This is a genomic window from Enterococcus sp. AZ077, assembly GCF_051714965.1.
GTDB classification, from domain to species: Bacteria; Bacillota; Bacilli; order Lactobacillales; family Enterococcaceae; genus Enterococcus_B; species Enterococcus_B hirae.
In genome coordinates, this window is record NZ_JBIOSX010000001.1 from 130715 (window position 1) to 156162 (window position 25448).

Below are 25448 nucleotides of genomic sequence, written 5' to 3' on the forward strand. Positions count from 1 at the left end.
TCAACTATGCTATATTTGTTAGCAACTCCCACTAATGAATCGAATAAAGTTTTTTAAATTATTCATCTTAATCTCTACATATGAAAGGAATTGAATTATATGGATGATTATCAACGTCGTTATGAGCTCTTTTAGCCCTGACCTTAGGGTTAAAACATAATACCAACTTATACTATAGAATGGAAGATGCTGTCAAAGAGCACAAGAGAGACGGTGATACTGGCACAGAGGACGAAGTGATGCTACTTTCTACCTACAAAAAAATGATTGAACAGGATACTGATGGGTTCTTTATTGATGAAAATAGGAAAGAACACATTCTTTCGTCATTAACAAAAACACTAGATTTTTGTAATGCACCAAGTACTACTGCATCGTTACAAATACTGGAAAGTCTTAAAACAAATGATCCTACGTCATTTTTGATTGTACCACTTGCCTATCCTCTTTATTCTGGTAAAGGACATTGTTCTGGATTAATAATATATAAACATGGAAATTGTTATGACGTAGTAATGGTTGATAAAGCGAAACTATTTAATCATCAATTTCCTGTTGGACTTGTAACCATCTATGCTGAAAGAATAGATCAGCTTAATCATGTACTTTATTTAAGTAATAAGTTTGCTCTACCAACGATACAACCTTTCGAAGAATTAAAGAAATTAGTTCACATATCAACAAAAAAGTGTGTTTCTAGGCTTAACGTTGATATGTCACTTCAAAATGTTGGAAACTGCATTGTTAACGAGGTAGAATCTACACTTAAAGTAGCTCTTTTTAACTGTCAAAAAAGTATTCTGTCATATTCTCATTCTAAACCAACATTGAGACCTAAATGGAACTCTTGCCCTAATTCAACTTTAGAGATGAGAAAACGATTTCTTAAGGCTTTGAAAACTAATAAACATGAACAAAATAAGTCTTTTGACTATATTTTTAACAATTATTATCTGAAGCGAAAAAATCATCCAAAAAATGTAAAATTACAACAGAAGATGATGAAATTAGAAAAAATACGAAGTCAAAGAAAAAATAATATATATAAAAAAATAAAATACATAGTTTTAAAAAGAAGATATAACAATATTTATAAAAGAAATTGGAGGCTTTATAAACGGAATAAAATTGTTGAAGAATTTAAAAAAGATTCTCGTATTGTAGGAATCAACAATGAACAAATGCCACCTTCTATACCTCAATTAAAAAAAATGGGAGATATTCTTACCTTACCTAGACAACAAAGAACTGAGCCTTCGTTACAATCATATGTTGTAAAGCAAGAGAAATACTTTTCTAGAACATAAGCTTGTTTAATAAAAGTACATTTTTTTTTAAGGAAGATTAATGGTTATGGATTTGTATATAGATATATATATTTAGAAGATTTAAATAGGAGAAAAAATGAGACTGTCAGAAAATAATCTGTCAGTCTCTCTTTTGGTTATAAAGCAAGCTATTAGTAGCATTTAGGGAAGTCTGTCTTCAACATAAATTCATTTTCGACTTCATAAGGATTAATTCTAGGTTGATGCTGGGTAAATAATCGTGTGAAAAATTTTTTTATCATCTCGTTCGCCTCCTATGGTGTTGATAAGGATACTAAACGAAACATAAATAAAACTTAAATTTTTATCCTTTTGTTTCAGCTAATGTTTGGTAATTTAAAATTGTCATCGTACGATAGAATTCAGCTGGTAAATGTGCCCACCGTTGTAATAATTGGGAAAAATAACTTTTTCCGGCTTTGATTTTATACTCACCGAGTACTAAGCCAAAAGACGGCATTAGTTTTTTTGATAATTGTTTAAATGTCGTGAGGGCTTGTTCTTTATCCTCGTTGACAAATAAGGTTTTTACTTCAATATAAGATCCTTCAATATTTTGGGTTTCTTCAATAAAATAGATTTTTTTCGTATATTCTCTCATAGGAACTCCTCCGATATCCATTGTATTTATTGGTTATTTCAACGATAACGAAAAGATGTTAATAAAACGTGAACAAAAAATTATTCTTTTTCAAGCAATGATTAAGGATTTTTTATTTTGAACTTTCCAGTCCTTTATTTTAGGCAGGTTTAAGAATTCTTTCGACGGAAGTAGTTGAAAGTTATAACAAATTTCGCTACAGTTAAGAAAACGAAAAAGCAAAAGGTGAGGATAGCGATGGAACAATTGATCAATCGAAATTTGGTTTTTGCGCAACATCAACGTATTGAAACAGAGCGCTTGATTTTACGCCCCGTTACATTAAATGATGCAAAAGACATGTATGACTATGCTCATGATGAAGAAACGACACGGTTTGTATTTCCAACACATCAATCCGTTGAAGATACGAAAAACAGCATCGCTAATTATTTTATGTCAGCACCTTTAGGGAAGTACGGTATTGAATTAAAAGAAAATCAACAATTCATCGGGACAATTGATTTAAGAGTACAAGAAAATGAAGATAACGCAGAGATCGGATATGCACTGAATAAGAACTATTGGGGAAGAGGATTTGTTCCAGAAGCGAGTCAAGCATTGATAAAATTAGGATTTGAAGAGTTAAACTTGGTCCGAATCTTTGCTTATCACGATGCAGAAAACCCTAAGTCGGGGCGTGTAATGGAAAAACTTGGGATGAAAAAAGAAGGAATCATCCCTGATGCAAGGCGTTTCAAAGGAAAAATCGTTTCAGTTGTCTTGCGAGGATTGACACGACAAGAATGGCAAGCAGGTAGAAGTTGATAAAGGTGTAGCATAAACAAGTTAGTTGCATCTGAGTTGTAAAATCATTAAGCTAAGTTTGAGGTGATAAGAATGGAATTATTACTAACAGATGAAGCAAAAGAAAAATTATTAGCACAACAAAATGAAGATGAACAGTTATTACTTGATATTGAAGACGGAGATGGTCCTTTTGCCGACAGTCGAGTAACTTGTCAGATTGATACATCCTTTCGTTTGATTCTCGTAAAGAAAGAGACAACAAAAGATTTGAGTTTATACTCTGTCAAAGTAGAAACAGCTGTTGGACCAATCTACATCAAAAAAAGTGCATTGATGTATCTAGATGATCCGACGACAATTGCAGTTGAACCGACTTATAAGAGTTTACAGTTAAAAGGCCCCAGTGGATTACTAAAAGGTAATCTTCAAATCATACATCACGAGTAGAAAATAGGAGACAGAAGGTAAGCGTATGGGAAACTTGGCAATTATCAGCGATTTACATGTAGATATCAATCAGTTTAGTGAACAAGAATGGCTGATTTTGTGGAAGGTTCTCACAGACAAAGGGATCACACGGCTTCACTTAGCAGGAGATGTGGCGAATAAAGTCGATCTTTGCCAAGCAGTTGTTGAATTTTTTGCCAAAAAAGGAATTCCTACAACGTTCAACTTTGGGAACCATGAATTGGCAGATGTTGAGGGAGAAGAAATGATGAATCATTTCCCGGATTCTCACTTTTTAAATGAACGATATCTGGCGTTGAATAAGCAGACAGTCCTACTTGGGATGAATGGTTGGTATGATTATCAATTCTCAGAGTTAAAAGAAAATAAACAAATTCTGCGCATGAAGAACCTTTACTGGTATGATCGTTTTATTAAACGAGAGGGAAGTGACATTGAAGTCAACGCTCGAGTTCTGATAGCAATGAAAAAGTTACTAGACCAGTTAGAAGCAAAAAAACTGGACGTTATTTTAGCGACACATTTTGTTCCTAAAAAAGACTTTATTGTCTATCAAAACGCTCCATTCGAACGCTGGAACAACTTAAATGCTTTTTTAGGTTCCGCTTCTTTTGGACAACTATTAGATCAATACGATAATATCAAACAGGTTGTTTTTGGACATACCCATCGTCGTTTTGAAGATAAAATCATTCATGGTACCCGCTATAGTTGCCGTCCTTTTGGTTATTATTATGAATGGCAATTGACGAGGGAGTTTGTACGAGAAAATCACTTGATCGATAGTTATCATCCCATGAAGTTACGCACGCTATTACGAAAACACGACCCAGAGTTTAATCGCTACCGCAATGAACATTTGTACGAAGAGTTTGCAAAAGCCATGACGACCATTTCTTATTAAAATGGTCGTTATGGCTTTTTATTCCATTGTCAACGAGTAATATCATTTTTTGAAAATAGGGTTAGAACGGTCACGGTCTAACTATTTATTGCGGAGCTAGGCACTCGTTTATTTTTTCTTGTTGAGCACAATCGGATTATTGATTTCACATTATCCCCTTTAGCGAATGAACTCATCTTTTGGCGTCCTTTTTTCGGTTCTTAATCCGTTAGCTATCCTATTTTTTTCGTCAGTTATTTTTTCAAAAATATTGATCATATTTTTGGTATTGCCAGCTTTTGGATACTTACTCATTTTCGGATCTGCTATAATTGCTTTGTTTAAGTGTATTGGTTTCTCTACTTTTGAAAGGTTACTAGAAGGCGTTTCTTTGAAGATTTCTTGAATTTCTGGATGATCGGCAAATATTTTTTTGTATATTTCATGTATTCTTTTTTTTCTGTCGTTGTTAAAGGCGAATGTTCATCATTCGCTCGTTTTCTCAATTTGTAAATTTCAAAGAAATAATCAGGAAGAGGAGATTTTATGTATTTTGATTTGATCACAGTTAAAAAACGTTTTTGCATCTCCAAAGTGGACTCGGGAACATCACTCCATTTTAATTTTTTTTACCTTGTGAAGCAAGAAGGTCATGGCGGCAATGTAAGAGCGCAGTTTTTGCAGTAGCTTCTATTTCTTTGACCACACAATTTCCTTCTTTTTGTTCATGCATCGTATAGTCTAGTGACGAAAAGCTGTTAGAAGAGGAATGGTCAATAATTCTGTACAGAATATCATAACAAGTTTCGAGTTTAGGATGATCTCTCTGTGCAAACAATTCTTTACAAAGGGGAGCCATTTTCTCCGAAGGAATTTTAACCATATTTACAGATGAGTTTGACAGGTGCTTCCTTTTATCCACTAGAATAATTCTATAGTTTTTCGTTTCTTTGTAGATGAGTGCTCCGGAAACATGACCACTTTTTTTATTTTTCTTTATACTATAAGATAAGGGCAAAAGAATAAAATCTCGAGGATCATTTGAAATCATCCGCTTTAAAGTATGAAAAAGTTGTGTGTGACGAGTAAAAGAATAGAAATCCTTGCTTCGGTTGAGTGACTGAATCATTTTTAATTTGTCTTGCTTACGTACAAAAAATTCTTGTTCATCTTGTTGGATCATTTTAATATAAATAGAAAATAAAAGTGGGTAATTCACTTTATCATCTTCCGGAGACCATCTATTATTTTTCTTTAATGATAAAGAAAGAGCAAATATATCAAGATGTCGTTGAAGCTCTGTTTCGTAAGGCATAGGAGTTCCTCCATTTATAAAATAAATAGTAAAGTCTGCAATTTATTTTGCGTTCTTTGCATAGTATGACATAGGTTAAAAGAGGACAGAAATCAATTTTTTCTCCAAATAAAAAAACTTGGAATTGAAGTGATTCCAAGTTTTTTTGATAAATTAAGCCATAAATAAGAATTTGTATAAGAAGACAGCAACGATACCAGCACAAATCGGTGCAACAACAGGTACCCATGCATAACCCCATTGTGATGAACCTTTATGTTTTAATGGTAACAATGCGTGGACTAAACGTGGTGCGAAGTCACGTGCTGGGTTCAAACCAGGTCCAGTAGGTCCGCCGAGAGAAGCAACTAACGTCCATACTAAGAAACCAAGAGCTAAGTGTGCTGTACCAAGATTGTCTTGGAAGAAAGGTGCTTTAGTAATTCCTAGTGCACCAAAGAATAAAACAAATGATCCAAAGAATTCATTAACAAAACCATTGAATTTAGAACCAACACTGTTGATTGTTGAGAAAGTACCTAATACATGGTTTACATCGTCTGTTTGATCATAATAAGGTTTGTAGCAAGCTACAACGATCAATTGTCCAATTGCGGCACCAATCAATTGAGCAGCAATATAAGGTAATACTTCAGCCCATGGGAATAAACCATTTGAGGCAAGAGCAATTGTGAACGCTGGGTTAATATGATTTCCACTGATACCACCAAAAATCATTGCTGGCATCATTACACCACAGCCATAACCTACAGCGATCAACATCCAGTCACTTCCATAACCTTTTGTTCCTTTTAAATCTACGTTTGCTACAGCACCATTCCCAAGAATGATTAATAAAGCTGTACCGATCATTTCCGCCACAAGACGGGTCATAAGTGAATAATCCATATATACCTCCAAAATTTATAAAAATGCAAAAAAAAAGAAACAACAACACAATAGGTGTAGTGCTTCGCATCCGACGTTTTTATTGGTCATAAATAAGTGCAGATAAAAAAATGATTTCTATGTATAAAAGAAATCTGACCAACTTCCAAAACAACGTATGGAACTTTCCCACAAAACACCAACCTTAATTATAAATATACCAAAAAAAAACGATTATATTTTTCAAATATTGTACTTTAGAAACAGCACAATTTGAAAATTTCAGAAAAATATTGTTAGTAAAATGAAAGCTAACAATAAGGAGTGTTTCATAGATGAAATTTTTTCAAGAATTTTTTATTATCCTCTTTTTCTCAGTTTTAGGTGAAGGAACTCGTGTATTGTTCCATTTACCAATTCCTGGAAGTATCCTAGGTATCTTATTTTTGTTCCTAGCTTTTGAGATGCGACTAGTAAAGCCTGAGCATTTAGGAGGAACAGGTGATTTTTTATTAAATAATTTAACGATTTTATTCGTCCCGGCAGGGGTAGGTTTACTTGACTATTTTGGTGATATTGCGACAATTTGGCCTATTTTATTAGGTGCGGTAGTGATCTGTTCGATCGTAACGATGGTCGTAGCAGGCAAAACGGCAGAAGTAGTAGAAAAAATGTTACAATCTGTTCAATTGAAACAAACAAGTAGCCAAAAGTTGCAGAAAATCAAAAGGAAGGAGCAACAAATTGACTGAATTTATTCGTAACCCATTATTTGGATTAAGCTTAACGTTAGGTGTCTACGTATTATCAGATAAATTTTTACGCAAGTATAAATTGCCAATTATCAATCCGTTGGTATTGTCTATTTTAGTGATCATTCTTTTTCTTCATTTTTCTGGAATCAGTTACCAGGATTATAATGTGGGTGGGAATTTTTTGACCATGATGATCACGCCAGCAACAGTTGCATTAGCTATTCCCTTATATAAAAATTTTCATTTGTTAAAAGAAAATTTTTTCCCAGTCATTGCGGCAATCTTAGCGGGGATCGTAGCTAATTGCTTAGTCAGTGTGGGTATTGGCTATTTATTTACATTAAAAAAAGCGATGGTCATTTCTCTGCTACCTAAATCAGTGACAACAGCGATATCTGTTGATCTTTCTCATACGATGGGAGGAATCAATGCGGTCACGCTTGCAATTGTTGTTTCTACTGGTATCTTTGGGTCGTTGATCGCTACTCATATCTTTCGTCTTTTTAAGATCAGCAGTCCGATTGCTAAGGGGGTTGCGTTAGGAAGTACCTCTCATGCGATTGGTACAGCAAAGGCAATCGAATTGGGTGAGATCGAAGGGATTATTTCAGGCTTAGCCATTGGCGTCAATGGCATGCTGACCGTCTTTTTATTACCATTATTATTTCAGTTTTTTACTAACCTGTTTTGATGTTGTTTCCCAGGATTTATGCTACAATGAAAAAAACGTTCTAGCATAAAGGAGTGGTAAAAGTTGTATTTGTCATCTGAATATTTAAAACGATTTGATAAAGACCTTTATTATAAAATTCTCCTGCTGGAAAATTTCGAGGATCATCAGTGGCACACGATTGCTGAACTGGCACAAACAGTCCAATTAGATGCAAGAAGTGTCGCTAAGTACTTAAACGAATTAACAAAAAATTACCATCAGTTCAACGAGAGCTCTCAAACATTGTTTATGAAAACCCCTCGTTCTGGCTATTCCTTTTATGATACGCTTGATTCTATCGAACATGAGCGTTTTTTGATTTTTCTCGTGCAAAGTACGCTGAAATACCAGCTATTGCACGATATTTTTTTTGAAGAGTTTCATACGATCTATCAATTTGCTCAAAAACAATATATCAGCGAATCAACTGCGCGTCGAAAGATCAACGAGTGGAGAGAACAATTAAAAAATTACGGGATTTATTTACAACGTGGGACTTATGTGGTGCAAGGAGAAGAAGAAATCATCCGGCTTTACCTTCACATGACGTTTTGGCAGTTGTTTCGTGGGAAAATTTGGCCTTTTGTAACGATTTCACAATTAGATGTGAAAAAAATTGCTGAACAAATCATGGCTTTTTTCAATGTTCGCCTTAATGAGATCAAAAAAAGAAGACTAGAGTATATGTTAGGAGCTTTCTTCTTGCGTAAATCTCAGAAGCATTACGTATCGTTAAACGAACGAAAGCGACAACTGATTACTGATAATCCTATGTTTCAAAAATTTTGTCATTGGATGCAACCAGTGTTTCCTAACTATTTTCAAAATGAAGAAGAATTAGGTGCGTTATTTTTAGTTTTGATGACACGAGAAGAGTATTATACGGATGAAGACATCCGAGAAGAAATGTTTGCTTTCCATCGAAGGAGACAAACACCGCCCTACCATGCACTTTATGAAGCAAAAGAAGCATTAGCTCTCTATCAAGTGGAACAAGGATTGTCAGAAGAACCCTTAACAAAAGAAGCTGAAACCTATCTTTTTAGTAGTCATTTATTTGCCTATCTTTTTCCAGAAGCTAAGGAAACTATTGATGGGAACGACAGTGACTTTATAAATCATTTGATGATCGAAAATAGTGAAATTATCCAGTGGCTCGATTTGTTTTTTGAGACCGAGCAAAAAGTGGATCAGCTAGCATTTCAAAATACGTCTTTTTTGATGGGGCGGTATTTAACGGTTTTAAAGACAATGGGTGCATTTATGCCAAAATTACCGCAGATCACGATTCTTTTGATGACAGATTTCCCTCTGTTTGAAGAGCAGTTGTTAATAGAAGACTTACATCGTTTTTTTCGAAATGTTTATTGTTTGAAATTTTTACCAACAGATTATCGGGGACGAGAAGTTGATTTATTACTTTCAACGAGCAAAGTGCATCGTAAGCCATGGTCTGATTTAGAATACTTTATCGTGACTGGAGAGTTACAGTTAAACGATTATATCCAATTGTACCAAAAATTTGTGTTGATCCAAGACCGAAAAGACAAAGAAAGGAACGAAATAAATGACATTTGAAGAAATTTTACCAGCATTAAAAAAAGGGAATAAAGTGATTCGAAAAGGTTGGAGTGGTTTTGAATTGTATGTCGTTCTTGTTTCAGGAGAAGAATTTGACGGTTGTCCCGTTACCCCTTACTTTTTAATCAAAACAAGTGACGAAGGATTTTCCAGTTTTGCGCCTACAGTCTGTGACATTTTAGCTGAAGATTGGATCATTGTGGAATGAAAAATAGATACAGTGATCTAACAGAGAAAGTTGTTTTTGTCACTGGAGCAGCTTCAGGTATCGGACAGGCACAAGCTAAAGCCTTTTTAGAACAAGGTTCGCGGGTGTTTGGTTTTGATCAGCAATTAGGCCGAATGGACGATCTATCCCAGCAATTTTCTGAAACCTTTGCTTATTTTTTAGGTGATATCACGAATCATTCTTTGTTAAAAAAGGCGGTTGAACAGTGTCACGAAACGTTTGGAAAAGTTGCGATCTTGCTGAATACAGCAGGAATTTTAGATGAGTACCAGCCATTGTTGGAAACAGATGAAGCTTTATGGGATCGAGTGTTTGCTGTTAATGTCAAGAGTATGTTTCAGCTAACGCACTTGATCCTTCCAGATATGCTTGAGGAAGAAAAGGGGACAATCATCAATATGGCATCAATTGCTGGCTTTGTCGGTGGTGGGGGCGGGATTGCCTATACCAGCGCAAAGCATGCAATTGTTGGCTTTACGAAGCAATTAGCATTAGATTATGCTTCTAAAGGTATTTGTATCAAAGGAATTGCACCAGGCGCGATTCAAACACCTATGAATGCAGTTGATTTTGCAGGAAATGGTGAGATGGCAGAATGGGTGGCGAATGAAACACCTGTTAAACGGTGGGCGCAACCAGAGGAAGTTGCTGAATTAACGTTGTTCTTGGCGACCCCTCAAGCAAGCTATATCCAAGGGACGATCATTCCAATCGACGGTGGTTGGTTATTAAAATGATTTTGTCTTTTTTATTGTTTTCAGATAAGCTATGATTAGCGAATTTATTCGCACTACGGCACTTCAGTTGGAAGTCAATTCCCATCCTTTGGTCGTAGTTATTACCAAGAGTTGAGAGAGACGAGATCTTTTGTGGCATTTTTGACCACAAGGATGATCGATTGTATCACGACCTTGTAAAGGAGAAAGAATATGGATCAAAAGAAAATTCGTTCTACTAATCGTTTTACCACAGCAGAAATTGCTCGAATGGCACTTGTAACAGGCTTATATGTGGCAGTTACATTCGTGTTGTCAGTTATCAGTTTTGGTGCCATTCAAATACGTCTTTCCGAAATGTTCAATTATTTGTCGCTCTATAATAAAAAGTATATTTTGGCTATCACGCTAGGTGTTGCTTTAGCCAATCTTTCCTCACCATTGGGATGGATTGATGTAGTAGTTGGTAGTATCAGCACCTTACTCGTCTTATTGATTAACTATGAGATAACAAAACGAGTAAGAAACATGAAAATAAAAATGGTGATTACAGCTTTGGTCTTTGCATTTTCTATGTTTACAGTTGCTGGACAATTGAAGCTATTCTATCAATTACCCTTTTTCTTCACTTGGGGAACTGTTGCTTTGGGTGAGCTAGCTTCCATGCTAGTGGGAGGAGTCGTCATTTATTGGGTCGGACAAAAAGTAGATCTAAAAAAATAAACGACGATTTAGCTAAGTCTAAAAATAGAAGATAAAAAGCTTACGATTGAAAGCTTTTAGATTGAAGGGACTGGGACAAAAGTTGTCTCAGTCTCTTCTAGTATCTCTAAAAAACGAATAAACGGTGAGACAAAAGTAGCATCTTCGGAAATAAGCCGAAATTTACCAAAAATTTGAGAAGCAATTTTCGGAAATTCCTTCTTATTTCTTGATGCTGAACACTTTTGTCTCAACCTCTTTTTTATATGTCTATTTTCAAAAACAAAAGAAAAATTTGTCTTCTTTTCTTTAGAAAAATACTCTTTTTTCGCTTGATATTTTTTGATTTAGCTTTATCATATTTAGACAAGCAAAAGTAAGCCCGATTTTCATGTGCATTTTTACAATTCCTATTTGATTGGTATAACGTAACCCATGAGATTCTTTTGTGGTGCTGAATATTCGTTCAATCGTTTCTTCTCTTTTTTTATAGAGATCTTTAAACTTACTTTGTTTTGAAAGCATCGGGTACAGCTCCAATTTATCGTTCTGTTTTAACGTATAAAAAAGACAAAACACTATAAATAAGCACTTTGTCTATAGTCTGAAAGCTTACGATTGTAAGCTTTTTTTATTTATCAACAATTCAAGGAATTTAGGTAATGTCACAATCAGTTTGAATCAGTGACGATTTTATTTTAAAAATTTTTCGTAAAGGAATACAACGTAGTAGTTGTTTTGTCTAGTTATTTATCCATACTAAACAACTGAAGTCGAGACAAACGTTTTTTTAGAAACAGACCTACCGAAGCGGCAGCAATCGATTTGATTGCTTCAGGGATTATAAAAGGAAGAAATCCACTTAAAAATGCTGTGTGAAGAGAAAGACGACTACTGATCATTAACCAAAGCATGCCACAGCATAATGCGGCTGCTGAACCAACTAAGTTTGCGGATATTGTCAGAGGATAGCGAGAACCGACTTTCTCCATGATAAATCCAATTAGCCAAGACTGGAGGATAAAACCAACTAGATAGCCACCGGTAGGACCGAATAATACACCAATCCCTCCAGACATCCCCGAGAAAACAGGTAACCCAATAAGACCTAATAAAAGATAGATCAAGACGGAGACAGTTCCTGTTCTCTTACCAAGGAAAGTAGCAGTTAAACCAATGGCAAAAGTCTGTCCAGTCAAAGGAATTAGACCTAGAGGGAAAGTGAATTGTGAAAGAACGGCAATGATCGCTGCAAATTCTGCAGCAAGAATGAGTTCTTTGAGTGATTTTGTCATAAGTTCTCCTTTGTTAACCATTTTTATTTTCTAAGTTAACGAAATTGTATAAGAAAAATTATTTTTTGTAAAGTATATTTTTTAAATAAACGAAGTATTCCTTCAAAATATTAGTCTATCTTCCTTTGAGGATAGGTTATATGTTCAGTTAAACATTGTTTCATTTTGAACTTTTTGGCAAGTCTCAACATATGATTCCAGGAGAGTTACACGGGCGAATCAAATTCAAATAAAGAAGAGAGCTAGAAAAGAGAGAGGGAAATCTACATAAAAAAAGCCCAACTATCGAATAGATAGTGGGCTTGTAAGCCAAAGCTTTGAAAATTATAGGCTTTGGTTGTAGTATTCAACGACAAGAGCTTCGTCGATTTCTGGATATAGTTCGTCACGTTCTGGTAAACGAGTTAATGAACCTTCCAATTTTTCAGCATCGAAGCTTACGAATGCTGGACGACCAACAGTTGCTTCAACAGCTTCTTTGATTGTTGTCATGTTTTGTGATTTTTCACGAACTGAGATCACTTGACCAACTTCAACGTGGTATGAAGGGATATCAACGCGTTTGCCATCAACCATCACATGACCATGGTTAACTAATTGGCGAGCTTGACGACGAGTAGTTGCAAGACCTAGACGATAAACAACATTGTCTAAACGTTGTTCTAGTAAGATCATGAAGTTAACCCCGTGTTTACCTTCTTTGATTTTGCTAGCTTTAACGAACAAGTTACGGAATTGACGTTCGTTCATTCCGTACATGTGACGTAGTTTTTGTTTTTCAGTTAATTGCATACCGTATTCTGATTGTTTGCCACGGCTGTTTGGTCCATGTTGACCTGGAGCGTAAGGGCGACGTGCTAATTCTTTTCCTGTGCCTGATAATGAAATACCTAGACGACGAGAAATTTTCCATGATGGTCCTGTATAACGAGACATTAAAATTTCCTCCAATAAAATAAATTTAGTTTTTGGAGTAAAATAATCCGATAAAAAATTCATAATCGTGTAGTCCATTCTTCAATCTTCACCTTTGCAGCCGCGGTTACGCAATTGAACCCGAATCGGGGCAATGAACTAGGGACGAAATTATTATTTTTCCGCTGCATTATTTTACACAAAGTCCAGTATAAGGGAAACAAGGTGAAACTGTCAAGTACGTTTCTCTTTAAAAACGCTTTACAAACCTTGTTTCACTCTATAAAATAAGAGGGTATCTTTTAAAAGCATGAAAAATAAACGTACCAATCTTAAAAAGAAATAAATGAAGGATCATGCTTGTGTAAGCACAGCCTATTTTCAACCTACAGAGCCACTAAAAGGTAGTGACAGTGATTTTTCAGCTGTCACCTAAGATACGGGCTTGATTTTTCAAGGAGGACTGTCTTGGAACTTTTAGTTTTTCAAAAAAATGAAGAAAAAGCACATCCAATGGAAATGTATATGAGAAATCAGTTCTCATTTGCAGGTGTGCCCAAACCAGAACGTTGGAAATTGCAACAAACACTTTTGCGTGAAAGCAAAGTGCTTGATGTTCCAGACCTTTTTTTCCTTGTTTTCTATTATTATGAAAAAAAAGAACGGGAGTATCAGTACCTGGCGATTGATTTGATTCAACAAAACATCAAACGTTTATCATTGGATGAGTTGGTCGAATTGTCTGTATTGGTACCGGAAAAAGCATGGTGGGATACGATTGATGCTTGGCGGAAAGTTTATGCTACATGGTGTAAACTTCATATGGAACAATTAGAGACGGTTTCTCTTTTGTTTGAAAAAAAAGAAGATTTTTGGCTTCGGCGAATAGCAATTACGTTACAGTTAGGATTTAAAGAAGCTACCAATCAGCTGTTGTTGGATCGAGTGATTACTGAAGATCGCTTCTCAAAGGAATTTTTTATTCAAAAGGCGATTGGGTGGGCATTGCGCGATTACAGCAAGACAAATGTTTCTTGGGTAAAAGAACAATTGACAAAAGAATGGTCTGCTTTGACAAGAAGAGAAGCAAGCAAGTATTTATAAGAAAGTGAGTCGACTAAAAAAATGAAACGTAAATTATTTGCTTTTGATATTGATGGGACGCTACTGGACACAAATAAACAAGCATTAGACAGCACAAGAGAAGCCTTGGATAAGTTACGTAAAGCAGGACATTTGGTAACGATTGCTACTGGGCGTAGTCGTTTCCATGCGCAAGAGGTTATCCGAGATCTAGCATTTACAAATTATATCTTATGTAATGGCGCTGCTGGATTTTTAGATCATGAACAAGTTTATAAAAATTTGCTTGACCGTGAACAATTAGACAATTTTGTCAAAGAAGCACAAGATAAAAATATCGATACTGCTTTTGTGAGTCTAGATAATATCAAACGTTATTCTTCCAATCATGTGGGAATGATGGAAGAGGCAATGCATTCTTTTGGTGCTGTTTTACCTGAACTTGATCAGTACTTTGTGGAAGAACAAGATATCTATCAAGCTTTAGCATTTTTTGATCAGAATTACGATCATCATTTTTCTAGTTACGATAAGATTCGATTTGTTCGTTGGCATGAAAAAAGTGTGGATGTTGTTCCACATGACGGTTCAAAAGCAGCCACGATTTTACACCTAGCAGAACAAGTCGGAATTGCGCAAGAAGATATCATTAGTTTTGGTGATGGCCAAAATGACCGGGAGATGCTGCGTATGTCAGGCATTGGTGTTGCAATGGGAAATGCAGTTCCAGAGGTACAAGCAGAAGCGAAGTTGGTTACTGATACAAATGATGAAGATGGAATTTGGAAAGCATTGAAGCAACTTTCCATGATTTAAATAAACAAGTATAATCTAGGATAGTAAAAAGAACTAGTTGGAGACTGACTTCAGCTAGTTTTTTAGTAGTTTCAGATGAGGGTTACGCAGAGGATTTTTCTGCCCTTTTCTTTCTACAAAAAAACAACTATAATATAGAATGATGTTAAAAGAGAAGAGGAAAACGTGTGCGGGTTTTATTTATTGGTGATGTAGTAGGTTCAATGGGAAGAGATATGATTACAACCTATCTTCCTCGTTTAAAAAAGAAATATCAACCACAGGTCACAATCGTAAATGGAGAAAATGCAGCTTCTGGAAGAGGAATAACTGAAAAAATTTATAAAAAGTTTTTACAAGACGGTGTAGATGTTGTCACGATGGGCAATCATACTTGGGACAACCGAGATATTTTTGAATTTATCGATCAAGCAAAAAAAATCGTTCGTCCAGCAAACTTTCCTGAAGGAACGCCAGGTCAAGGAATGGTATTCGTGAAAGTCAATCAAGTAGAACTAGCTGTAATCAACATGCAAGCACGTTCTTTTATGGTCGACTTAGATGATCCATTCCGCAAGATGGATCGCTTGATCGCCGAAGCAAAAAAAAGAACGCCAATCATTTTCGTTGATTTTCATGGAGAAACGACAAGTGAGAAACAAGCCATGGGATGGTTCTTAGATGGAAAAGTCTCAGCGGTCATTGGGACCCATACGCATGTACAAACCAATGATGCACGGATTCTACCGCAGGGAACTGCCTATTTAACTGATGTAGGTATGACAGGTCCTTATGACGGAATTTTAGGTATGCGCCGAGAACCAGTTATCGAAAAATTTTTAACAGCTTTGCCGAAACGTTTTGAAGTCGTTGAACGAGGACGAGGTATTTTGAGTGGCTGTTTACTGGAATTTGACGATGCAACTGGTAAAGCGAAAACCATCCAATTAATCCAGATCAACGAGGACCGTCCATTTTTAGAATAGAAAGTGAGACATCTTTTGCATAAAGAGCCGAATATTCAACGAGAAGCGGATAAATTAGCTCAACTTTTAAGTGAACATGAAACAATCATCCGCTACCACGAACTAGAGCGAAAAGTACAAACTAGTTCCTATTTAGAAAAGTTAACGGAAGATATCAAATCTGCACAAAAAGAAGCAGCAAACTATGCTTATTATGGGAAAAGAATAGCAGAAAAAGAAGCGAATGGTCGGGTTGAACAATTGACGAAACAATTTGATCAACATCCGATCGTAGTAGCTTATCGGAAACAATTGCTTGAAGCAAATGATTTATTGCATCATTTGACGAAAATGCTGCAAGATGAAATCAATAATTGGATAGAGGAGGAAGACAATGCCTCAAAAAACTAAGAATACTCCAATGATGGAACAATATTTAAGCATCAAGGCCCAATACCAAGATGCTTTTTTGTTCTATCGTTTAGGTGATTTTTATGAATTATTTTATGAAGATGCCATCAATGCGTCTCAAATTTTAGAGTTAACATTAACCAGCAGGAATCGTAATGCAGACGAACCAATTCCAATGTGTGGGGTACCCCATCATGCAGCACAAGGCTATATTGATATTTTAATTGAAAAAGGCTATAAAGTGGCTATTTGTGAACAAGTAGAAGATCCTAAGACCACCAAAGGGATGGTTAAACGTGAAGTGATTCAATTAGTAACACCTGGAACAGTCATGGATAGTAAGGGACTATCTGCTAAAGACAATAATTTTTTGACAGCAATTGTTAGCCAAGGCAACGAATTTGGATTTGCCTACGCTGATTTAAGCACAGGGGAGTTAAAAACTGCTCATTTGTTTGATGAAGAAGCTGTACTGAACGAAACGACGGCTTTGCAAACAAAAGAACTTGTTTTAGGAAATGAAATTAGTGAAAAACTTGCTGAGCAATTAAAGAATCGATTAGGATTAGTTTTCTCAAAACAAGAAACAAGTGAAGAAAATGCAGAGTTTAATTTCTTAACCAGTGAGCTATCCGATCCACTTGAAAAAGAAGTGACCGGAAAATTACTTACTTATTTAGCAGTGACACAAAAAAGAAGTCTTGCGCATATCCAAAAAGCGATCGAGTATCAACCGGATCACTATTTGAAAATGGATTACTATTCTAAGTTTAACCTCGAACTAAGCCAGTCCATACGTACAGGAAAAAAACACGGCACGCTTTTATGGTTGCTAGATGAAACGAAAACAGCTATGGGCGGGCGTTTACTGAAACAATGGCTTGACCGTCCGCTGATTCAACTCAATCAAATCAAGGCACGACAAGAAATGGTAGCTTCTCTTTTGAATAGCTATTTTGAACGACTTGATCTACAAAGTGCATTGACGAAGGTTTATGATTTAGAACGCCTAGCAGGAAGAGTGGCTTTTGGAAATGTCAACGGGCGTGACTTGATTCAATTAAAGACTTCTTTAGAACAAGTACCGTTGATTCGTCAACTGATCGAAGGGATCGATCAAGGTCAGTGGACTGACTTATTGAAGGAAATGCAACCGATGGATGATCTGGTTCATTTGATTGATCAAGCAATTCAAGAAGACCCGCCCCTACAAATTACTGAGGGGAATATCATTAAAGATGGATTTAATGATCAGTTAGATACGTACCGTTCTGCGATGACTAATGGGAAGCAGTGGCTAGCAGAGTTAGAAGCAAGAGAACGTCAGCAGACTGGGATCAAAAATTTAAAAGTTGGCTTTAATCGTGTATTTGGTTATTATATCGAAATCACTAAAGCGAATCTGGCAAATGTTGAACTGGAAAAATATGAACGTAAACAAACATTGGCCAATGCAGAGCGTTTTATCACACCAGAATTAAAAGAGTTAGAGACGCAAATTTTAGAAGCAGAAGAAAAGTCTGTTGATTTGGAATATCAGCTGTTTTTAGCAGTGAGAGAAGAAGTCAAAAAAGCGATCAAACCATTACAAATTTTAGCAAAATCAATCAGTACAGCCGATGTTCTGCAAAGTTTTGCTACGATCAGTGAGCGATACCAATATGTTCGTCCTGAGATGGTCTCGGATCGACACCAATTACTGATTCAAGAAGGTCGGCACCCAGTCGTTGAAAAAGTATTAGGACATCAAGAATATATTCCCAATAGTGTGGATATGGCTGAAGACGAAATGATTTTATTGATAACTGGACCGAATATGTCAGGGAAAAGTACGTATATGCGTCAGTTAGCATTAACTGTTTTAATGGCTCAAATGGGGTGCTTCGTCCCTGCGCAAAAAGCGATCTTACCAATTTTTGATCGGATTTTTACCCGGATTGGTGCAAGTGATGACTTGATTGCTGGACAAAGTACGTTCATGGTGGAAATGATGGAAGCCAATCAAGCGTTGCGGCATGCGACACCAAACAGCTTAATTCTTTTTGATGAATTAGGTAGAGGAACTGCGACTTATGATGGAATGGCATTAGCTCAAGCGATCATTGAATATATCCATCAACATGTACAAGCAAAAACGCTCTTTTCTACACATTACCATGAGTTAACAGTTCTAGAGGAAGAATTACCTCAATTAAAAAATGTACATGTAGGAGCTGTTGAAAAAGACGGCGAAGTAGTATTTTTGCATAAGATGATGGATGGCCCAGCTGATAAAAGCTATGGGATCCATGTAGCGAAAATTGCAGGGCTACCTTCTAATTTATTAGCAAGAGCTGCAGATATTTTGCATACATTAGAATCAGGAGAAGTGAGCCATCATTCCGTGGCTGTTACAAGTGAGCCGCTTGAAGCAATAGCACAACCAGTAACTGATACTGCATCGATAGAACAAGAAGAAACGCAACAACTGTCCTTGTTCAGTGAATTAAGCGATGCCGAAACAGCAGTTATTTCTACATTGAAACAAATGAATCTGTTAGAAATGACACCAATGGATGCATTGAATCAACTCTATGAATTGAAAAAACAGCTGTAAATCAACGATAAATAAGAAGAGTAAGCTCACTATAAATACTATATAGGAAGAAGGCGTAGAATGATGGCGAAAATCCAAGAATTATCAGAACGCTTAGCCAATCAAATCGCAGCCGGTGAAGTTGTCGAACGTCCAGCCTCGGTAGTCAAAGAACTTGTGGAAAATGCCATAGATGCAGGAAGTAGTCAAATCGATATTTTAGTTGAAGAAGCAGGATTAAAAACGATCCAAGTGATTGATAATGGAGAAGGTATTTTGACAGAAGATGTTGAGAATGCCTTTAAACGTCATGCAACAAGTAAAATCCACAATCGTGACGACCTTTTCCGAATTCGTACGCTTGGGTTTCGAGGAGAAGCATTGCCTAGTATTGCTTCTGTTTCAGAGATGACGGTAGAAACAGCCAATCAAGAAGAAACGCAAGGAACCTATTTAGAGCTTAAGGGAGGTGCGGTAATGGAACACCGCCCAGCTCCTTTAAGGCAAGGAACGAAAATCACAGTCAGCAATCTTTTCTTTAATACACCAGCACGCTTAAAATATGTTAAAACGTTGCATACTGAATTAGCGAATATCGGTGATATTGTGAATCGCTTAGCCTTAAGTCACCCGGCAATTGCTTTTCGATTAGTCCATGATGGGAATAAGATGTTAGCAACTTCAGGAAATGGCGAATTGAAACAAACGATTGCCGGAATCTATGGGTTGAATACAGCAAAGAAAATGTTGAAGATTGAAGCGAAAGATTTAGATTTTGAAATCTTCGGTTATATTTCTTTACCTGAAGTGACTCGTGCTAGTCGTAATTATCTTTCAACCATCATTAATGGACGTTTTATTAAAAATTTTTCCTTGAATAAAGCAATTGTAGCCGGCTATGGTTCAAAACTAATGGTAGGGCGATTCCCAATCGCTGTACTGGAAATCAAAATGGATCCATTGTTAGTGGATGTGAACGTCCATCCAACAAAGCAAGAAGTTCGTTTATCGAAGGAACAGGAATTAACTGAGCTAATTACTCAAGCGATTCAAAAAGCATTGGTACAGGAGAACTTAATTCCCAGTGCAGCTGACAACTTGCGATTCAAGAAAAAGGTTGCTGATCAACCAAAAGCGGAACAAATCGAAATTGATTTATCTTACGCTTTTGAAGAAGCGAAACCTAAGAAACCGCAAAGCTTGAATTTTGATCAAACAACCGGAACATTTTTTGTAGCGGAAGAAAAAAGCGAGTTTGTGCATGAATCTGTTGATAAGTCTGTGGATAATGTTGAAAACTCTCCTGTGTTTTCTGAAGAAACTACTAGTTATCCAGAAAGCAAAAGAAAAACAGTGGATAACTCTGGTGATATTGTTGATAACTATGTAGAAAAACCAGTGGATAAGAGTGAAAATGAGTTATCCACTGTTGAAAACTTTTCCAACGAGCATGAAACAACAGCTGAAGAAGAAACTTCTTCAGAAACAGTTTATCGTGAGGATTTAGCGCTACATCCAGAGTTTGATTTAAGTCAAAATGGGCGCTCATTAGATCAAGCGATTCAGAAATTAGAAAATGAGCAGGTAACACAACGCTTTCCACAATTAGAATATTTTGGACAAATGCATGGAACGTACTTGTTTGCTCAAAGTCAGGATGGCTTATACATTATTGATCAACATGCAGCGCAAGAACGAATCAAGTATGAATATTTTCGAGAAAAAATTGGCGAAGTTTCTAACGATCTACAAGAACTACTTGTGCCGTTTGTATTAGATTATCCCAATAGTGATGCTTTGAAACTGAAAGAGAAAAAACAATTGCTTGAAGAAGCAGGTATTTATCTAGAAGAATTCGGTCAAAATAGTTTTATCGTCAGAGCACATCCTACTTGGTATCCAGCTGGAGAGGAAGAAGCGATTATTCGAGAAATGATCGATATGTTGTTAACAACGGGTAGTGTCAGCGTGAAGAAATTTAGAGAAGCCACAGCAATCATGATGAGCTGTAAACGTTCAATCAAGGCAAATCATTATTTGAATGAAGCTCAGGCGAGGGTTTTATTGAAGGACTTAGCCCAATGTGAAAATCCTTTTAATTGTCCTCATGGACGCCCTGTGTTGATCCATTTTACTAATTCAGATATGGAAAGAATGTTTAAACGCATCCAAGATCCACATTAATGAGTCTCATGAAAAGGAGAAGAAACAGATGAAAATTGTGTTAGCTTCGCAGTCCCCTAGAAGAAAAGAATTATTAGGGCGACTGGTTAGTGCATTTGATGTTCATCCGGCTGATATCGATGAAACACCTTTTGTTCAAGAAAAACCTAAAAATTATGTTGAGCGAATGGCAACTGAAAAGGCAAAAGTAGTCAAACATCAATACGATAATGATGTATTGGTGATTGCAAGTGACACGACAGTTGTTTTCAATGATGAGATCATCGGTAAACCAGCGGATGAACAAGAGGCAAAAGCTATCCTTCAAAAACTTAGTGGGAAAACGCATGAAGTATATACAGCCGTGGTGCTGACGAAAGGTGATCAAGAAGAAAAAATCTTAGCACAAGCTAAGGTGACCTTTTATCCTTTGACAACTAAGGATATCGAAGCCTATTTAGCAACCGGTGATTATATGGATAAAGCAGGTGCGTATGGTATTCAAAGTTTTGCAGGTGCATTTGTTAAAGAGATCCAAGGCGACTATTACAGTATTGTTGGATTTCCAATCGGTGCAGTTTACCAAGGTTTGAAAAAATTTATGTAGCTGCAGTTGACGAAAATCAGAAATTGAGATAGGATCGTTCAAGTTTGTGTCCGCTACTTTCAGTCATATTTAGAATTGCAAAGTGTATGAGTGATTGGTATAATCAAAACGAAAGAGGAGTTGCGATCAACAACTCCTCTAGACAGCACCGCGAAAGACGGTGGCGGTTGAATTTAAATATTCGACAAAGAATAAGAATAGCCAGTCTCCCGCTAAAGTGACGGCTATTCTTTGTCGTTTTTAAGCATAGTGACGATCAAACTGACTAAAGCGATGGTGAACGTACCAAAGCCAAGTATGGTTTGAACGATCTCATATGCGGACAAAAAGCGAACTCCTTTCATAGATTTTAGTACTTATTCCCATAAGCACCACCACCTTTGTGAGAAGTTGCCACCGTCGATCCACTTTACTGTCGAGTTTATTGTAGCACATTATCGCGACGAGAAACGTGTTTTATAAAACATAAAAACGTTATTTTTATTTAGGTTTTTTTAGAGGAATTCTATCTTTACGAAAGTTGTAAATACCTGAAGGAATTGGTATAATGAAAACGAAAGAGGAGTTGCGCTAACAACTCCTCTAGACAGCACCGCGAAAGACGGTGGCGAATTAGTTTAATAGTTCAAAAAGAAATAGCTATACTCGCTAAAGTGACGGCTATTTCTTTTTGTCGTTTTTAAGCATAGTAACGATCAAACTGACTAAAGCGATGGTGAACGTACCAAAGCCAAGCATGGTTTGAACGATCTCGTATGCGGACAAAAAGCAAACTCCTTTCATAGATTTAGTACTTATTCCCATAAGCACCACCACCTTTGTGAGAAGTTGCCACCGTCGATCCACTTTACTGTCGAGTTTATTGTAGCACATTGTCGCCACGAAAAACGTACTTTTTAAAACATAAAAACGTTATTTTTATTTAGGGTTTTTTAAGAGGAATTCTATCTTTGCGAAAGTTGTAAATACCTGAAGTAATTGGTATAATGAAAACGAAAGAGGAGTTGCGTCCAACAACTCCCCTGGACAGCACCGCAAAAGACGGTGGCGAATTTTTATTTTACAAAAAATAGCCAGTCTCCTGCTAAAGTGACGGCTATTTTTTGTCGTTTTTAAGCATAGTAACGATCAAACTGACTAAAGCGATGGTGAAAGTACCAAAGCCAAGCATGGTTTGAACGATCTCATATGCGGACAAAAAGCGAACTCCTTTCATAGATTTTAGTACTTATTCCCATAAGCACCACCACCTTTGTGAGAAGTTGCCACCGTCGATCCACTTTACTGTCGAGTTTATTGTAGCATATTAGCGCCACGAGAAACGTACTTTTTAAAACATAAAAACGTTATTTTTATTTAGGGTTTTTAAGAGGGATTCTATCTTTAAGAACGTTGTAAATACCTAAAGTAACTGGTATAATAAAAACGAAAGAGGAGTTGCGACCAACAACTCCCCTGGACAGCACCGCGAAAGACGGTGACCGTTTAATCAGATATTTCAAAGAGAAATAGCCAGACTTCGGTTAAAGTGACGGCTATTTCTTTTTGTCGTTTTTAAGCATAGTGACGATCAAACTGACTAAAGCGATGGTGAACGTACCAACGCTTAAAGAGTGAAAAATAACCTGAAAAAATTCACTAAAAGAATTTTTTCAGGTTATTTTTCATATAGTAGTATTTTTTATTTTAGTTGCGCTTTTCCAATTTTTTCGCTATGACGAACGAGACCTGTTTGATCTAATGTTAAGGCAGCAACTTTTTCATTATTTGTTAATACAACTAAGATGTCCGTTTTCTTCCCAGCCTGCTCAATTGCTGTGAGGTCCATGTCGGCTAGTTGTGTTTTTGGCGTGACTGAATCGCCTTCTCTTACATGGATCGTAAAAGGTAGCCCATTCAATTCGACAGTATCTAGACCCATATGAACGAGAACTTCCAGACCTTCATTAGTTAAAAGACCAATCGCATGTTGTGTATCAAAAATATTTGTTACTTTACCAGCGACTGGAGCATAAACTTTTTCGTTGGAAGGTAGTACAGCATAACCTTCACCCATCATTTTTTGAGCAAAAACAGGATCTGCTACTTCGGTGATTTCCTTGATTTGTCCATCTGCTACAGCGAATAACTCTTCTGTCGGAGTAGAAACTGCTGTTGCATTGGCAGCTTCAAATTTTTGTGGTGAAACGTTGTTTCCATCAGCTGTTTGTAGTTGTAAGCCAGTTGTGTTTTCTACGGGTACAGCAGGATCGATTTTATTTAAGATCCCTTGACGTCTGAAGATTACGGTTAAACCAAATGGAACAATAACTGCAATGATCATAGAAATGATGAACGGAACCCAAGTTTCTGCTTGGATAGCTAGAATACCAGGTAGTCCACCAACACCAATTGCATTAGCACGTACATTCATCAAGTTGGCAAACATTCCAGCTAAACCTGAACCAACCATTGCGGCAACAAATGGGTAAACATATTTTAGATTGATCCCAAACATTGCAGGTTCAGTTACCCCTAGATAACAAGAAATCATTGCTGGAATCGAGATTTGTTCTTCTTTTTTATTTCCGCGATGTAAGAAGATGATCGCAAGAACTGCCGAACCTTGTGCGATATTTGATAAAGCAATCATTGGCCAAAGATTCGTAGAGCCGAAATCGGCAATCAATTGCATATCAATTGCATTCGTCATATGGTGTAAGCCGGTGATTACTAAAGGTGCATATAAGAAACCAAAGACGGCACTAAATAACCAACTGATTGAAGAAGTCAAGCCAGTATTAACAATATTTGAGATCCAACTACCGATTGTCCAACCCACAGGCCCTAAGATGACATGGGCAGCTAAGACTGTTGGGAGTAGAGAGAACAATGGAACAAATATCATAGAAATCGACTGTGGAATATATTTACGGAAGAAAATTTCAAGATAAGCTAACATAAATCCAGCAAGCATCGCTGGAATGACTTGTGCCTGATAACCAATCATATCAACTTGAGCAAAACCAAAATCCCAAAATGGAATATCAGCCGCAGCTGTTGATGCGACACTATAGGCATTTAATAATTGCGGTGAAACTAACGTAATCCCTAAAACAATTCCTAATATTTGTGTAGTGCCCATTTTTTTCGCGATACTCCAAGTGATACCAACTGGTAAGAAATGGAAAATTGCTTCGCCAGGTAGCCATAAAAAGCCGTTTACGCCGTTCCAAAATTGAGAGTGTTCAACAATTGTTCCACCAAGACTTTCAAATTGGATTCCTTCTAATACGTTCCGGAAACCTAAAATCAGTCCCCCTACGATAATGGCTGGAATCAATGGTGTAAAAATTTCTGCCAAAACAGCGATTGCTCGTTGGACAGGGTGGAGATTTTGTTTAGCAGCAACTTTACTTTGCTCCTTGGATACGCCTTCAACACCTGATACAGCAACGAAGTCGTTGTAAAAGGTTGAAACATCGTTACCAATAATGACTTGGAATTGCCCAGCATTGGTAAACATCCCTTTCACACTAGGAATATCTTCGATTGCTTCTTCATTGGCTTTTTTTGGATCATTTAAGACAAAGCGCATCCGAGTGGCACAATGACTAACTGCAGCAATATTTTCCTTTCCACCAATTTCCTTTAACAGTTTCTCAGCATCTGCTTGGTACTTTGCCATAGGAATAAACCCCTTTCTTTTTAAAC

General features: G+C 36.6%; 26 protein-coding genes and 2 pseudogenes. 17 read left to right on the top strand and 11 right to left on the bottom strand.

Features of this window, described 5'->3' with window-relative positions:
- Nucleotides 1-179 precede the first annotated feature (179 nt).
- Nucleotides 180-1307, top strand: a complete 1128-nt coding sequence (locus tag IGL28_RS00630; protein WP_241546316.1) for a hypothetical protein — start codon at nucleotides 180-182, stop codon at nucleotides 1305-1307.
- A gap of 325 nt (nucleotides 1308-1632) precedes the next feature.
- Here the strand turns inward: IGL28_RS00630 and IGL28_RS00635 are convergent, their stop codons facing one another.
- Nucleotides 1633-1929 carry a hypothetical protein gene (locus IGL28_RS00635; protein WP_034698663.1) on the bottom strand — a complete coding sequence of 99 codons (297 nt, stop codon included), beginning with the start codon at nucleotides 1927-1929 and terminating at the stop codon, nucleotides 1633-1635.
- A gap of 237 nt (nucleotides 1930-2166) precedes the next feature.
- Here IGL28_RS00635 and IGL28_RS00640 point away from each other — a divergent pair, with 237 nt between their 5' ends.
- The 3 genes from IGL28_RS00640 (at nucleotide 2167) to IGL28_RS00650 (ending at nucleotide 4090) form a co-directional block, all read left to right on the top strand.
- The gene (locus IGL28_RS00640; protein WP_010720398.1) at nucleotides 2167-2736 is read left to right on the top strand and encodes a GNAT family N-acetyltransferase; all 570 of its coding nucleotides are present in this window, start codon (nucleotides 2167-2169) and stop codon (nucleotides 2734-2736) included.
- Nucleotides 2737-2808: 72 nt separating this feature from the next.
- Complete coding sequence (locus IGL28_RS00645) at nucleotides 2809-3165, top strand: iron-sulfur cluster biosynthesis family protein (protein ID WP_010736822.1); 357 nt, start codon at nucleotides 2809-2811, stop codon at nucleotides 3163-3165.
- Between the two features lie 25 nt (nucleotides 3166-3190).
- Complete coding sequence (locus IGL28_RS00650) at nucleotides 3191-4090, top strand: metallophosphoesterase (protein WP_081128349.1); 900 nt, start codon at nucleotides 3191-3193, stop codon at nucleotides 4088-4090.
- 598 nt (nucleotides 4091-4688) lie between these two features.
- Here the strand turns inward: IGL28_RS00650 and IGL28_RS00655 are convergent.
- Both IGL28_RS00655 and IGL28_RS00660 read right to left on the bottom strand, forming a co-directional pair.
- A complete protein-coding gene (locus tag IGL28_RS00655) occupies nucleotides 4689-5384 on the bottom strand; it encodes a hypothetical protein (protein WP_081128346.1) in 696 nt (231 codons plus the stop codon).
- A gap of 153 nt (nucleotides 5385-5537) precedes the next feature.
- Nucleotides 5538-6272 (bottom strand): MIP/aquaporin family protein, encoded by a 735-nt coding sequence (locus IGL28_RS00660; protein WP_010720393.1) that lies wholly within the window; start codon nucleotides 6270-6272, stop codon nucleotides 5538-5540.
- Between the two features lie 314 nt (nucleotides 6273-6586).
- Here IGL28_RS00660 and IGL28_RS00665 point away from each other — a divergent pair, with 314 nt between their 5' ends.
- The 6 genes from IGL28_RS00665 (at nucleotide 6587) to IGL28_RS00690 (ending at nucleotide 10967) form a co-directional block, all read left to right on the top strand.
- Nucleotides 6587-7003, top strand: a complete 417-nt coding sequence (locus tag IGL28_RS00665) for a CidA/LrgA family protein (protein WP_010720392.1) — start codon at nucleotides 6587-6589, stop codon at nucleotides 7001-7003.
- Nucleotides 6996-7697, top strand: coding sequence for an LrgB family protein (locus IGL28_RS00670; protein ID WP_010720391.1), 702 nt, complete (start codon nucleotides 6996-6998; stop codon nucleotides 7695-7697). The genes IGL28_RS00665 and IGL28_RS00670 overlap by 8 nt, the downstream gene beginning before the upstream one ends.
- 63 nt (nucleotides 7698-7760) lie before the next feature.
- Entirely contained in the window at nucleotides 7761-9296 is a 1536-nt protein-coding gene (locus IGL28_RS00675; protein WP_081128345.1) for a helix-turn-helix domain-containing protein, read from the top strand.
- Nucleotides 9286-9507 (top strand): DUF2829 domain-containing protein, encoded by a 222-nt coding sequence (locus tag IGL28_RS00680; protein ID WP_010720389.1) that lies wholly within the window; start codon nucleotides 9286-9288, stop codon nucleotides 9505-9507. The genes IGL28_RS00675 and IGL28_RS00680 overlap by 11 nt, the downstream gene beginning before the upstream one ends.
- Entirely contained in the window at nucleotides 9504-10265 is a 762-nt protein-coding gene (locus IGL28_RS00685; RefSeq protein WP_081128343.1) for a 3-oxoacyl-ACP reductase, read from the top strand. Before IGL28_RS00680 ends, IGL28_RS00685 begins: the two co-directional genes overlap by 4 nt.
- Nucleotides 10266-10457: 192 nt before the next feature.
- Nucleotides 10458-10967, top strand: coding sequence for a QueT transporter family protein (locus tag IGL28_RS00690; RefSeq protein ID WP_081128342.1), 510 nt, complete (start codon nucleotides 10458-10460; stop codon nucleotides 10965-10967).
- Nucleotides 10968-11294: 327 nt separating this feature from the next.
- On the opposite strand, the pseudogene IGL28_RS00695 reads toward IGL28_RS00690, so the two are convergent.
- From IGL28_RS00695 to rpsD, 3 genes and pseudogenes are all read right to left on the bottom strand, one after another.
- Nucleotides 11295-11447, bottom strand: a pseudogene (locus IGL28_RS00695) (transposase); the annotation flags it as partial.
- 245 nt (nucleotides 11448-11692) lie between these two features.
- Nucleotides 11693-12241 carry a biotin transporter BioY gene (locus tag IGL28_RS00700; protein ID WP_081128339.1) on the bottom strand — a complete coding sequence of 183 codons (549 nt, stop codon included), beginning with the start codon at nucleotides 12239-12241 and terminating at the stop codon, nucleotides 11693-11695.
- A gap of 324 nt (nucleotides 12242-12565) precedes the next feature.
- A complete protein-coding gene (gene rpsD / locus IGL28_RS00705) occupies nucleotides 12566-13177 on the bottom strand; it encodes a 30S ribosomal protein S4 (protein ID WP_010720384.1) in 612 nt (203 codons plus the stop codon).
- A 447-nt stretch (nucleotides 13178-13624) separates the two neighbouring features.
- Between rpsD and IGL28_RS00710 the strand changes: the two genes are divergently transcribed.
- The 7 genes from IGL28_RS00710 to IGL28_RS00740 all read left to right on the top strand — a co-directional run bounded on the left by IGL28_RS00710 (nucleotide 13625) and on the right by IGL28_RS00740 (nucleotide 21755).
- On the top strand, nucleotides 13625-14260 hold the full coding sequence (locus IGL28_RS00710) for a DNA alkylation repair protein (RefSeq protein WP_063626422.1): 636 nt from the start codon (nucleotides 13625-13627) through the stop codon (nucleotides 14258-14260).
- A 21-nt stretch (nucleotides 14261-14281) separates the two neighbouring features.
- Nucleotides 14282-15055: a Cof-type HAD-IIB family hydrolase gene (locus IGL28_RS00715; protein ID WP_010720382.1), complete on the top strand. Its 774-nt coding sequence runs from the start codon at nucleotides 14282-14284 to the stop codon at nucleotides 15053-15055.
- 167 nt (nucleotides 15056-15222) lie between these two features.
- Nucleotides 15223-16020: a TIGR00282 family metallophosphoesterase gene (locus tag IGL28_RS00720; protein WP_010720381.1), complete on the top strand. Its 798-nt coding sequence runs from the start codon at nucleotides 15223-15225 to the stop codon at nucleotides 16018-16020.
- Nucleotides 16021-16035: 15 nt separating this feature from the next.
- Nucleotides 16036-16410 (top strand): YlbF family regulator, encoded by a 375-nt coding sequence (locus tag IGL28_RS00725; RefSeq protein WP_010736830.1) that lies wholly within the window; start codon nucleotides 16036-16038, stop codon nucleotides 16408-16410.
- Nucleotides 16411-16423: 13 nt separating this feature from the next.
- A complete protein-coding gene (gene mutS, locus IGL28_RS00730; protein WP_376116090.1) occupies nucleotides 16424-19006 on the top strand; it encodes a DNA mismatch repair protein MutS in 2583 nt (860 codons plus the stop codon).
- Between the two features lie 63 nt (nucleotides 19007-19069).
- The gene (mutL, locus tag IGL28_RS00735; protein ID WP_081128402.1) at nucleotides 19070-21169 is read left to right on the top strand and encodes a DNA mismatch repair endonuclease MutL; all 2100 of its coding nucleotides are present in this window, start codon (nucleotides 19070-19072) and stop codon (nucleotides 21167-21169) included.
- Nucleotides 21170-21197: 28 nt separating this feature from the next.
- Nucleotides 21198-21755: a Maf family protein gene (locus IGL28_RS00740; protein ID WP_010736833.1), complete on the top strand. Its 558-nt coding sequence runs from the start codon at nucleotides 21198-21200 to the stop codon at nucleotides 21753-21755.
- A gap of 224 nt (nucleotides 21756-21979) precedes the next feature.
- On the opposite strand, the pseudogene IGL28_RS00745 reads toward IGL28_RS00740, so the two are convergent.
- The 5 genes and pseudogenes from IGL28_RS00745 to treP form a co-directional block, all read right to left on the bottom strand.
- Nucleotides 21980-22121 (bottom strand): annotated as a pseudogene (locus IGL28_RS00745) (putative holin-like toxin).
- A gap of 294 nt (nucleotides 22122-22415) precedes the next feature.
- A complete protein-coding gene (locus IGL28_RS00750; RefSeq protein ID WP_161306430.1) occupies nucleotides 22416-22538 on the bottom strand; it encodes a putative holin-like toxin in 123 nt (40 codons plus the stop codon).
- A 313-nt stretch (nucleotides 22539-22851) separates the two neighbouring features.
- Nucleotides 22852-22971 (bottom strand): putative holin-like toxin, encoded by a 120-nt coding sequence (locus tag IGL28_RS00755; protein ID WP_080704594.1) that lies wholly within the window; start codon nucleotides 22969-22971, stop codon nucleotides 22852-22854.
- Nucleotides 22972-23290: 319 nt separating this feature from the next.
- Nucleotides 23291-23377, bottom strand: a complete 87-nt coding sequence (locus tag IGL28_RS00760) for a putative holin-like toxin (RefSeq protein WP_081128401.1) — start codon at nucleotides 23375-23377, stop codon at nucleotides 23291-23293.
- A gap of 59 nt (nucleotides 23378-23436) precedes the next feature.
- Nucleotides 23437-25422 (bottom strand): PTS system trehalose-specific EIIBC component, encoded by a 1986-nt coding sequence (treP, locus tag IGL28_RS00765; RefSeq protein ID WP_081128336.1) that lies wholly within the window; start codon nucleotides 25420-25422, stop codon nucleotides 23437-23439.
- Nucleotides 25423-25448 lie beyond the last annotated feature (26 nt).